Annotated in this window: 10 protein-coding genes; 9 read left to right on the top strand and 1 reads right to left on the bottom strand. The window is 70.2% G+C overall.

The window, feature by feature from the left end; translation table 11 throughout:
• Positions 1-395: 395 nt before the first annotated feature.
• From AB0D74_RS49160 to AB0D74_RS49125, 8 genes are all read left to right on the top strand, one after another.
• Positions 396-893, top strand: coding sequence for a transcriptional regulator (locus AB0D74_RS49160; RefSeq protein ID WP_362602790.1), 498 nt, complete (start codon positions 396-398; stop codon positions 891-893).
• Positions 894-953: 60 nt separating this feature from the next.
• Positions 954-1,433, top strand: coding sequence for a hypothetical protein (locus AB0D74_RS49155; RefSeq protein WP_362602787.1), 480 nt, complete (start codon positions 954-956; stop codon positions 1,431-1,433).
• 41 nt (positions 1,434-1,474) lie between these two features.
• Positions 1,475-1,879 carry an RNase adapter RapZ gene (locus tag AB0D74_RS49150; RefSeq protein WP_362602784.1) on the top strand — a complete coding sequence of 135 codons (405 nt, stop codon included), beginning with the start codon at positions 1,475-1,477 and terminating at the stop codon, positions 1,877-1,879.
• A gap of 99 nt (positions 1,880-1,978) precedes the next feature.
• Complete coding sequence (locus tag AB0D74_RS49145) at positions 1,979-2,590, top strand: hypothetical protein (RefSeq protein ID WP_362602781.1); 612 nt, start codon at positions 1,979-1,981, stop codon at positions 2,588-2,590.
• A 57-nt stretch (positions 2,591-2,647) separates the two neighbouring features.
• Positions 2,648-2,932 carry a hypothetical protein gene (locus AB0D74_RS49140; RefSeq protein ID WP_362602778.1) on the top strand — a complete coding sequence of 95 codons (285 nt, stop codon included), beginning with the start codon at positions 2,648-2,650 and terminating at the stop codon, positions 2,930-2,932.
• Positions 2,929-3,219, top strand: coding sequence for a hypothetical protein (locus tag AB0D74_RS49135; RefSeq protein ID WP_362602775.1), 291 nt, complete (start codon positions 2,929-2,931; stop codon positions 3,217-3,219). Before AB0D74_RS49140 ends, AB0D74_RS49135 begins: the two co-directional genes overlap by 4 nt.
• 504 nt (positions 3,220-3,723) lie before the next feature.
• Positions 3,724-7,833 carry a MobF family relaxase gene (mobF, locus tag AB0D74_RS49130; protein WP_362602772.1) on the top strand — a complete coding sequence of 1,370 codons (4,110 nt, stop codon included), beginning with the start codon at positions 3,724-3,726 and terminating at the stop codon, positions 7,831-7,833.
• 639 nt (positions 7,834-8,472) lie between these two features.
• Positions 8,473-8,622 (top strand): hypothetical protein, encoded by a 150-nt coding sequence (locus AB0D74_RS49125; protein ID WP_362602769.1) that lies wholly within the window; start codon positions 8,473-8,475, stop codon positions 8,620-8,622.
• Positions 8,623-9,471: 849 nt separating this feature from the next.
• Here the strand turns inward: AB0D74_RS49125 and AB0D74_RS49120 are convergent.
• Positions 9,472-9,828 carry a hypothetical protein gene (locus tag AB0D74_RS49120; protein WP_362602766.1) on the bottom strand — a complete coding sequence of 119 codons (357 nt, stop codon included), beginning with the start codon at positions 9,826-9,828 and terminating at the stop codon, positions 9,472-9,474.
• A 121-nt stretch (positions 9,829-9,949) separates the two neighbouring features.
• Between AB0D74_RS49120 and AB0D74_RS49115 the strand changes: the two genes are divergently transcribed.
• On the top strand, positions 9,950-10,783 hold the full coding sequence (locus AB0D74_RS49115; protein WP_362602763.1) for a recombinase family protein: 834 nt from the start codon (positions 9,950-9,952) through the stop codon (positions 10,781-10,783).
• Positions 10,784-11,092: the final 309 nt, after the last annotated feature.

Here is an 11,092-nt window from a genome sequence, read left to right as displayed (position 1 = left end):
GTCGCGCCCGGCACCGACCGGGAGGCCGTTCACGGCCGAGTGGGCGGTGACGGTGAACGCGCGACCGCCACAGACGGAAAGCCGGGGCCGCCGGGCGCGATCGCGCCCGTCCGCTTTACACCCCCCTCCCCGGAAGGCGCCGGCGAAGCCCTTCGAACCACTTCGCGAGGCGAGCAGTGAGGCGCGGATCACGCTCCCAGTGCGCCCGGGGAGCGGAGGGCCCGGCCGATTCGCGAGAAGTTTTACGGGCGTGACCAGCACAGACACACGCCATGCAGACTCGGAGTCTGCGAACCCCTAGACATGCAGACTCGGAGTCTGCATCCTTGAATTACCGCAAGCGAAAAAGCAAGCGGGAACGACAGCCGGAACGCAGACAGGGAGACCACCACCACATGAGCAACGCAGCCGCCGTGTTCGCCGCCGTGTTCATCGCGCTGTACGTCGCACACTCCGTCGGGGACCACTGGGTCCAGACCTCCCACCAGGCCGCCCACAAGGGCGAGAGCGACCGGAACCCCGGCCAGTCCAGCAGGACCGGGCGCCTGAGCTGCACGCTGCACGTCCTCGGTCTGACGGTCACGAAGGCCGTCGTGCTCATCCCCGTCGTCCTGGTCCTCGACCTCCCGGTCACCACCGGCGGCATGGTGGCCGGCCTCGGGATCGACGCGGCGAGCCACTGGTGGGCCGACCGCCGAAGCACCCTCGCCTGGCTCGCCAAGGCCACGGGCAAGACCGAGTTCCTCACCCTCGGGACCCCGGCCCACCCCGCGGCCCCGGCGACCGCCGACGGCGGGTACGCCCCGACCCTCGGCACGGGCGCCTACGCGCTCGACCAGTCGTTCCACCACTTCTTCCTCCTGGTCGCGGCGCTCCTCATCGCGGCCGTCTGAGCAGCGCAAACGCGCGCTATCTGGCTAGATAATCTGCCTCTTAACCCGGAAGGACCCGCAGTGACCGACTCGAAGCTGACCCTGGAGCAGGAAGTCGCGGCCGCGACCGCCATCATCCAGGTGGGCCTGGAGCGGCTGAAGGCCGCCGCCACGGACACCGAGGCCATCGCTCCGCACGTCACCGTGCTGCGCGCGCTGTACGACCACAGCAACACGGACGCGGGTGTGCTGGGGCAGGTCTCGGGTCTCCTCCGGGCGATCGGGAACAGCCTCGCCGAGGTCGAGCACGAGGACGTCGACGAGATCACCGAGGTCCTCGACGAGGCCCAGGGCTACGTGGAGGACCGCACCGGCGAGGAGATCAACCGCGCCCTGGAGCTGCTCACCCCGCTCCTCGCGTGCGAGGGGTGCAACCAGCAGAAGGACGACGTCCAGGTGATGAAGGACCCGTTCACCACGTCCCTCTACCCGGAGCGCGACGACCACCCGGTCATGACCCTCTGCCACGACTGCGCGGTCAGCCGCTTCGAGGACAGCTGACCGGCCCGCCCGGCCCCACCAATGTCCATGGAGGACAGCAAGTGACCATCCACATCGTCTCGTTCGGCTACGGCCACGGCTCCGTGCCCACCGCCGACCTCATCTTCGACCTGCGGGCCCTGCTCCGGAACCCGTTCCACAACCCGGAGTTGAAGCACCGCACCGGGTTGGACCAGGAGGTCTACGACCACGTCATGGCCACCCCGGGCGCCGAGCGGCTCGTGTTCAACGCGGTCGCCACCGCCCGCGGCCTCGCCGAGGACACCGGCGCCAACGTCATGGTCGCCTGGGGCTGCACCGGCGGCCGGCACCGCAGCGTCGGCCTGGCCCGCGCCTCGTACGAGCTGCTGCGCGCCGCCGGTGACGAGGCCACCATCGAGCACCGCGACGTCGACCAGGACCTGCTGCCCGCCGGAGTCCACAACCGAGAGTCCGGCCGGGCGTAGCGGCTCAAACCGGCCCGGACTGTCCGACCCGCACGACAAGATGACCGCGGGGCCGCCACCACGGCGACCCCTCCCCGTTCCAGAGAGGAACCCGAACCGATGACCGACTGGACCCCCACGACCCTCGTGTCCGTGGACGAGCCCGGCGACCGCTCTGGCGCCAGCGACGGCCACAGCCGCTACGGCGTCTACCTCAGCCAGCGCCTGGGTGACTTCCACGACGAGACCCCCGGCACCCCGCTGCCGGTCGAGGAGTTCGCCGCGGCGGCCTGGCGCGTGGCCACGCCGCCCGTGCTGACCGGCTACGTGCAGTTCCGCCCCGACCTCCAGGGGATCGAAGCGGTCTGGGCGGAGAACGAGAACGGTGACGGCTCGCTGGCCTTCAAGGTCTCCGTGCCGCTCTGGTTCAACGACCTGCCCGCCGACCGCCGCCCCCGCCACCCGTGGCAGGACTGGACGACCCGGTACGACATCGCGACCCGCGACGACAAGTACCGCCACCCCTGGGAGCCCGACCTCAAGCCCGGCCGGGGCGCCGTCCTCACCGTCTCGCACATCCTGATCTCCGCCACCGGCTGGGACCTGCCGACCCCGAAGCACACCGAGGGCCGCGGCCTGGTCGAGGAGGCCAAGCAGGTCGTTCACGAGGTCGCCCGCCGGGTCAACCAGGAGGCCGGGCCGATGGTCGCGCAGCTCCTCGGCGACCGGTGACCCACGGGCACCCTCGTTCGTAGGACACTCGATGAACCGACCCGAAGGGAGAGCGCAGTGAGCGCCCAACCCGAACACCCGGCAGACAGCCGGGTCCACTCGATCCCGCACACCATCAACGCCATCGGCGACGCCCTCACCGGCGGACCGCGCGCCCGCTTCTACGGCGAGGTCCTGGCCGCCGAGGAGGCCGACGTCCCCGGCGTCATGCGCCGCTGGTGGCGCGAGGCCATGCTCAACAGCGCCAGGGGCGCCGAGACCAGCCGGGCCAACGTCACGGCCGGCCGTAACCTGGTGGCGGTCGAGGACCTCCTGGAGCAGGTGGAAAGGGCGGCCGGATGACCGACCGGCCCCAGCGCGGCTGGACCGTATGGACCGAGGAATTCCCGGCGAGCGTCATGCTCGATATGCCGCCCGACCTCTCGAAAAAGGTCCTCAACTTCCTGCTCGCCCTGGGAATTGAGGCCGGTGCCGCTGTCGACGCGGACCGCGAGCCGCCCGGATCTCCGATGGATGACCTCGGAGTGCGCTATTCGCTGGAGATCCCGGGAGAACCGGTCATCATCGAATACGCCGTCATCCGAGAAGAACGGCAGATCAGAATTGCGGTCCTGGTCTGGTTCCACTGAAACACACGCATGAAGAGCCCCCCGGCAATGTTGGTGCCGGGGGGCTCTTCGCGTCTCAGCGTAGAGGCAAGCCACCCCGCCCGCCGGGACGCGAGCAGCACGGCCAGCATTCCCGCAAGCTGAAAAGCCAGCCGGAACGCTGCCCGCACGGACAGCGGAACTACCCGCGTTCTATCTGGCTAGATAATCCGCCGTTGGCGCCGGACCCTGGCCCGCGCGGTGGGCGCCGGCGGGAACGCTGCCCGCCGGATGGGAGCGGACCGGGTTCGACAGACCCCGGCCGGTTGACTGTCTGTGGTCAGTGGCATGGTGCTGTACGTCGTTGGTCTGTTGGTCACCTGGTTGTCTGTGGGTTGTGTGGTGACCCTGTTGGCCTCCCTCCGGTTCATGATCAGAATGAGGGAGAGGACAAAGGGGGTTCCCCTCGCGGGGAACCCCGGCAGGCCGGGAAAAGATCACAAGCGCACAAGCGCGCGGGGCGCGCAGCAGGGGGAGGACCGGCCGGTGGCCTGGGTCACGAAAATCACCGTCGACGAGCAGGTCGAGTACCGGCTGAAGGAGCAGGCCGGGTGCGCCGTGGTCGAGGCCGACGCCGAGAAGACTGTCGTCCTGGGCGAGGACGGCGAGGACCAGGCCGTCGACTACCGGCTCCGCTCCGAGGCCGGGTCCGCCCTGATCTGGATGGGCAGCGGGCTCAAGGACGTCGGCCTCGTCGAAGGCGCCGAGCTGGACGATGAGGGCAAGGAGTCGGCCCGTCGCCTCATGAACGGATGCCACCCAGAAACGGGCGCCCGCCTCATCAAATCCCGGACGTCCGTCCGCGCCCACGCATTGGCTCAGCTCACTACCGCCCGGCTGGTCGAGGCCATCGAAAAGGCCGCAGAGGAAAATGGGGTCGAGCCGGGCGAAATGTTCGAGGGAAAGCCGAAGCAACAGGCTGTATTCGAGACCCAGAAGCGCAATGTCCACCGCTTCGGCGAAATGCATCGCATGCAGGTGACCACGCTTCACAAACTCGCGCGCGCCGCCGGTATTTCCCTGGATGACGTCTACGGTGAAACCGAACTCGCCGCCGCCTGGGAACACAAGGATCGCCGCGTCGACGACCGGGTCCGCGGCTGGGACATCGTCCTCGACGTCCCCAAGAGCGACAGCGTGGTCCACGCGCTGATGGACACGATCCCCGCCGAGGACCTGCGCCGTCTCGTGCACCAGGCCAAGGTCGACACCTTCCGCCAGCTCGAAGGCTGGGTCGGGTACGCGGTCGGCAGCGAGGACGGCGAACCGGTCCGGCTCGCCACCGGCGGACTGCTCGCCTGGTCGGTCGAGCACCAGAGCGCGCGGCCGGTCCAGGCCGGGGAGCCCGGCGACCCGCACCTGCACCTGCACGTCACCGTCGCCAACATGGCGCTGTGCGAGGACGGCGAGTGGCGGTCCATCGCGAACAGCGGGCAGGACCTGCACCGGCACGCGTCGGCCGCCGACGCGTACTTCAAGGCCCGCGTGCGCGCGCTCACCTTCGAGCACCACGGCATCCGGCGCGAGCGCAACGAGCGGACCGGCGCGTGGGAGGTCGCCGGGATCCCCGAGCACGTGCGGGATCACTTCTCGCGCCGGGCCGCGCTCGTCGACGAGAAGGTCGGCGCCGACGCCAGCCGCCAGGAGAAGCAGGCGGCGAGCATGGCGACCAAGAGGGAGAAACTCGACTCGGACGCGACCACGATGCGCGGGAGCTGGAGGCAGCGCGCCGAGCAGGTCGTCGACGACGTCGACGTGATGATGGCGGCCGCGGTCCCGGGACCGCCAGGCCCGGACGGCGGTGCCGGTGTCGACGGCCCCGGAGGCGGCCCGCGCATCCCGCCGCCGTCCGACCTCGCGGCGATCGTCTTCGACCCCGAGACCGGGCTGACCGCGCACGAGAAGACGTTCACCCGGGCGCAGGCCCTGGCCGCCGTCGCCAACGCCCTGGAGTTCGGCATCGACGCTGACCCGGACCGCCTGGAGCAGCTCGTCGACGACGTCCTCGCCATCGAGGGCTACGCGGTGCGGGTGCCCGCCGTCGGGTCCACCGTCATGTCGTCGATCGCCAGGTTCACCACGCAGGACGTGCTGGACTGCGAGGCCGCCGTCCGCCAGCACGCCCTCGACCGGTACGAGGACGGCTCGGTACAGCTCACCGCCGAGCAGGCCGCGGCCGCCATCGACGTCTTCGAGGTCGCGGCCGGGTACGCGCTCTCCGACGAGCAGCGCGCGGCCGTGACCCGGGTCCTGGTCGCCGGGCACGGGATCGACTCCATCATGGGCGTCGCCGGCGCGGGCAAGTCGACGCTGATGGAGGCGTGCCGGATCGGGTGGGACGCCATCGGCACCACGTACGCCGGGGCCACGCTCACGGCGGTCGCGGCCAAGGGCCTCGCGGACGCGTCCGGCATCCCGTCCCGCACGGGCGCGGCCTGGCTCAAGGAGATCCGGGACGGCAAGGGGCTGCGGGGCGTCGACGTCCTGGTCGTCGACGAGGCGACGATGGTGGACGACCGGTCCGCCGCCGCGCTCATGGCGGAAGCGGCGAGGACCGGCACGAAGGTCGTCGCGGTCGGCGACCATCTCCAGCTCCAGGCGGTGGGCGTGGGCGGCTGGCACCGCGAGGTCCACCGGATCGTCCATGGCCTGACGCTCACCGAGAACCGCCGCCAGGAGGACGCTGCCGAGCGGCAGGCGCTGGAGGTCTGGCGCACCGGCGACCACCGGCTCGCGCTGGAGCTGCTCGCCGCCGGCGGGCGCGTCCACGCCGCCGAGACCGCCGACGAGGCCCGCTCCCAGATCCTGACCACCTGGAGCGAGCTGCGCGCCTCGAAGTGGTCCGACCCCTACGACCTCATCCAGAACCTGGTGGTGCTCGCCGCCCGCAACTCCGACGTCGACGCGCTCAACCTGGGTGCTCAGCAGATCCGGCGCGCGGCCGGCGAACTCGGCGCCGAGCACACCTACGCGATGCCGGGCGGCGACTCGGTCACCCTCGCCGTCGGCGACGCGGTCCGCATCCGCATCAACGACTACAGGTCGAGGCGGGGGGAGGGCCCGGACATGCTCAACGGCTACCGGGCCGTCGTCACCGCGCTGGACGACCAGCACCGGGCCGAAGTCACCTGGAGGGTCAGGGACTCCCGCGCCGAGGGCGGCTTCCGGTACGAGACGGGGTGGATGACTGCCGATCAGATCGCGTCCGGCTCCCTGTCGCTCGGGTACGCGATGACGATCGCCGCGAGCCAGGGCCTGACGTGCAACACGTCGCTGATGTACGGGCACGGCGCGAACGCCTTCGCCTGCTACCCGGGCATCACCCGCGCCCGCCGGGAGAACCACATCTGGCTGCCCCTGGACGTGGTCGAGAGCGAGCAGACGCAGGCCCGCCTCGGGGCCGCGCGCTCCGACCGGGAGCGGATGGAGCGGGCGATCCGCGCCTTCGCCGAGTTCCTCGGGCAGTCCCGGCCCGACTCGATGGTCTCCGACCTCCTGTTCGAGCAGCCGGAAGCGGCAGCGGTGCCGCCCCAGCGAGACATCGCCGCCGAGGAAGCCCTGGCCGACGATGGGCGTGAACCCGAAGTCGTCGCGGACGACCAGGAGCAGAAGTTCGCCACCGATCGGGACCTGCCGCGGCTCACCGAGGAGCACCTCGCCAAGCTGGAGCAGATGCGCGAGCAACGGGCCGTTCCCGCATGGTCGACACGGCCGTACGGCGACGTCACGGACCGGGCCCTCGACCGCGAGATCACCTCCAACGAGAAGCTCGCCGAGGAGTTCGAGGACCTCTCCCGCGGCAACGACGTCGCCGCCCGTGCTCTGGCCGCCAAGCTGGAGCGGGACGCGTCCGCCGGACAGACGCGCGGGCAGCAGTACGCCGCCGAGGCCGGGGTCGTCCTGGACCAGGCCGGTGAGCTACTGGCCACCGCGCGCGGCGAGCTGGAGACCGCAGCCGCCATGCGGCGGACGGTCGAGGAGCGCGCGGGCTGGCTCTCCGAGCTGGCCAAGGGCGATCAGAAGGGGTGGCTCACCCTGCGTCTGGCCGGCACCTCCCGCAAGGAGCAGCGGGAGCTGAGCGACTTGTACGCCGGTGAGCGGGTCGCCGCCCGCAACGAGCAGCTCCGGGCCGAGAACGCGGCCCGGCACGCCGTGAGCGACGCCTGGAAGCACGTCAAGGAGAGCCCGTTCGCCAGCAACCTCGGGATCGGCCAGTACCAGCGCGGCCCGGAGGACGTCGCGGTCGTCACCGACCGGTTCGCCGAGATGCGCACCTTGGCCGACCGCGCGGGACACACCATCGACGTCCGTGACCAGCAAAGGGTCGGCCGGATGACGGGAGAAGCAGCCACCCAAAGGGGGGAGGCCGAGCGGGCCCGCACGCGAGCGGCCCAGGCGCGCGCCGAGAAGGCGCTCCGTAGCGAGATCGCGGGCAAGCACCCGCAGCTGCACGACATCGAGACCGCGGGCCGGCGCGTAGTGCAGCAGCAGCGCCAGGCACAGGAGGCCCGGCGTGCCGAAATCCGGGCCCGGAACGAGCAGTCCGCGACGCACACCCCGCCGTCCCAGGGACGGTCGTCGGGACGGAGCCGGTAGCCGGTCGACCGAGGTCGCGCCCTGGGTCGCGCCCTGGATCGCATCCTCGGTCGCGGCCTACGTCGCGCCCTGAGTCGCATCCTGGGTCGCGTCGGTGGGTGCCGTGCGAGGGCCCTCGGCATGCGGCCTGACCAGGACGACAAGGGGTCCGCAGACAGCCGGTCGCGGCGCCGACTACTTACCTGGAGAGCCCTTCTGCAGCGTCCCCCGGGTCGTCGACCGCCCGGAGCGGCTCCGGACGGAGCCGATAGCCCGATGAGTTCGACAAGCTCGGGAACCCCAGCGAGGTCTTCGCCAACCCGCCCTTTATCAGTACCGATCCCATGCCCACCTCCTCTCGCTGCTGCACGCTGTTCCGCGTCCGCGATACGCGCGAATCGGCGCGAGGCGGAGTCGGCCGAGTGAAGTCAACTTGAGTTTCCCGTCGCCGCGGAGACGTCCGTAAGCGCAGGTAGAGCCCACTCGTGACCGGCTGTCAGCCACAGTCCCCGGCCCACAAGTTGTGGTCCTCCGGGTCTTCGGGTGTCAGCCCCCCATCTATGCTTGGGTTCGTTCCACCGTGACGTCTGCCTAGCACTTCACCACCAGGTGAAGCCCGGCAGCGATGCCGGGTCATTCCGGACGCCACGGAGGAACCGCATGGAAGGCAAGACGCCCGTCGATGACGGTGACGAGGAGGAAGCTGTCGAGGAACGCCGGGAACGGCGCCGCCTCGTTGCGCAGCTTCTGATCGACTGGTCACCGGTCCTCGCGGACATCGCCTACCACGTGGTGCAGCACTTCTCCTGACGGAGATCGTGTGAGGGGTCGTCGACGGCTGGCAGCAGTAAGCCCGGCCGCATGGTGGACGACCGGGCTCACTGGCTGTATCGCGGAACGGAGGGCCCTGGACCTGGGGTGGAGCCCGGGAAAGGGGCCCTCTGTGTCAACTTTTACGCGTCAACCCGCTCTTCGATCGTACGGGAAAAGGCCTCACGGTCTACAACCTGGGCTACAGACTCCGCTGTTGTGACGTCGCGGTTCTACATCGCCAACCCCTGTGCACCCATGCACCAGAGCATCCGCTGAGAGCCCCTCAGAGCGTCCGTGAGACCAGCCAGCCGTCCCACGGACGGGTGAGCGCCGTAGAGGCCCTACAGGGCCGTTTCTGGGCCGTCTGGGTGACAGCGCCGTGGTCTCACCCAGGTCGCCCTACGAGTCGCCCTACAAGTCGCCGCACGAGTCGCCCTACGAGTTCCCCCACGAGTCGCCCTACGAGTCGCCTCATCGTCACGCCGCCGGGACCCGAATCCGCACGTCAACGAGCTGGTCAAGGGGTCCCTGGTACGCCGACTACTTCTGTACGAGGGGGTCTCGGCGAAGTTCAGACCCGTCTCCGTCGTCTTCTGCGGACTTTCTCCTGGCCGTCACCTGGACGTCCTCGCTCTCTACGGTCGTGCCCCACGAGGGCATCCAGTCAGGCATGACGGTGATTGTGGGGTCGGGTGCCGAGGCCGGTGGGCGCTGGGGGCCTTCGCCGGCCCCCAGTCCCCCGCTCCGGTCGGCATCCCCCGGCGCGGTCCCGTATCGCGGTGGCGCGGCCCGGCACGCGCCGACGGACGCCGCCCTCGTAGCAAGGAGTGCGGCAGGCCCGCGGCTTCAGGCAGGGCCGGGAGTCGTGTAGGTGATGCCGACGTCCCCGGCAGACGTCGCGGCGAGGGCCACCACCTTCCAGATCGCCTCGGGCAGGCCCTCCCTGGGACCGCTCCAGGAGTCGTTCAGGAGGTCGACGGTGAAGGCCACTCGCCTGCCGTCCGGCCCCTTCGCCGAGAACTTCACCTCTTGCGCTGCCCACGGGTTCTCGCGGACACCAGCGAACTGCACCAGCGCGTGGTACGGCTCGAAGTTCTCCCCGTCCCGGGTGAGGGTGAAGCTGCCGGGCAGCAGGTCCAAGCCGACGTGGACCTGAGTGTCTTCCTTCTCGAAGACGGGTTCACCAGTGGCGCTCAGCTCCACGCTGGTCTCCAAAAGGGTGAGTGGGGGTCCGGCTGCTCAGCATGGCCCATCCCCCGAATACAGCAATCCCGCCCTGACCTGTGGCGTTACATCTATAGGTATAGATGTGTACGCTTGGATCATGAGCGACCCTTACAAGCGTGAGCGACTGCGGCTGATCATCGTCAAGCGGGTCTCGACCGCCGGGCAGGCCATCGACGGCTACGGCCTCCCGGCTCAGGAACGCGACTGCCGGACGTGGAACGCCTCGCCCGCCGGCGGGCACCGCATCGTCCACGTCGTGACCGACGGCGACGAGAAGGCCGGGCAGACCGGGAAGTCGACGATCGACGAGCGCGACGGGCTCATGGAGGCCATGGAGTGGATCGCGGACGGCCGCGCCGACGGCATCCTCGCGCCGAACCTCGACCGCCTCGCCCGTGAGCTGACCGTCCAGGAGGCGGTGCTGGCATACGTCTGGGCTCTCGGTGGGCGGGTGTTCACCGCCGACCACGGCGAGCACCTGGAGGACGACGAGGACGACCCGATGAGGACGGCGATGAGGCAGATGCGCGGTGTCTTCCACCAGCTCGACCGTGGCCTCATCCGCAAGCGGCTCCGGGACGGCCGTACGACCAAGGGCGAGAAGGGCGGGTACGCGTACGGCGCCCCGCGGTTCGGGCAGCAGGTCGTGGACAAGGAGCTGGTCGACCTCGACGACGAGAAGGAGATCGAGGACCTGATCCTTCAGTGGCACGACGCGGAGGGGCTCGGGCCGCGCCCGATCTGCAAGCGGCTCAACGATGCCGAGATCCCGGCCAAGCGCGGCGGGAAGTGGCACCCGACCACCGTGGCCCGCATCCTCGATCCCGCCGCCCGGGAAGCGAACCGGCTCCGCTCCGAGCGTGACCGGGCCTGGCGGAAGGATGAGACCCGCCGCACCCGGGCCTCGAAGATCCTCGGAGGCATGCGGTAGCCGCCGCCGTACGCCGCTCTACGCCCCGGGACTTCGGTTCCGGGGCGTCTTCGTGCGTGCGACGCGCGCGCGTAGGACGGTCTCACGAGTCTCACGGACGTTCCTTCGTGCAGCTCACGGGGCTGTGCCGGGGTCTCACGGAGAGCCGCTCGCCGTCTTACCCGTACGCGCGCGTGGACCTGCGCAAGTCGGGCAACAACCCGTCGATGTGTCCGAGTTGATCCCGCTCTCGTGCGCTGCTCGGTTCATCGCGCGGGCCCGCGCGTAGGGCGGTCTCAAAAGTCCCAAAACCCTGGTCCTCCCTCGATC

Source organism: Streptomyces sp. NPDC048278, from assembly GCF_040652195.1.
Taxonomy (GTDB): domain Bacteria; phylum Actinomycetota; class Actinomycetes; order Streptomycetales; family Streptomycetaceae; genus Streptomyces.
Note: the sequence above shows the minus strand (reverse complement) of the source record. Positions and strands in the feature narration are given on the sequence as shown.

Coding starts and splice junctions, on each gene's coding strand:
- AB0D74_RS49135 (WP_362602775.1), top strand. CDS start 2,929: ATGACCGACCGGCCCCAGCGCGGCTGGACCGTATGGACCGAGGAATTC.
- AB0D74_RS49160 (WP_362602790.1), top strand. CDS start 396: ATGAGCAACGCAGCCGCCGTGTTCGCCGCCGTGTTCATCGCGCTGTAC.
- AB0D74_RS49125 (WP_362602769.1), top strand. CDS start 8,473: ATGGAAGGCAAGACGCCCGTCGATGACGGTGACGAGGAGGAAGCTGTC.
- AB0D74_RS49145 (WP_362602781.1), top strand. CDS start 1,979: ATGACCGACTGGACCCCCACGACCCTCGTGTCCGTGGACGAGCCCGGC.
- AB0D74_RS49115 (WP_362602763.1), top strand. CDS start 9,950: ATGAGCGACCCTTACAAGCGTGAGCGACTGCGGCTGATCATCGTCAAG.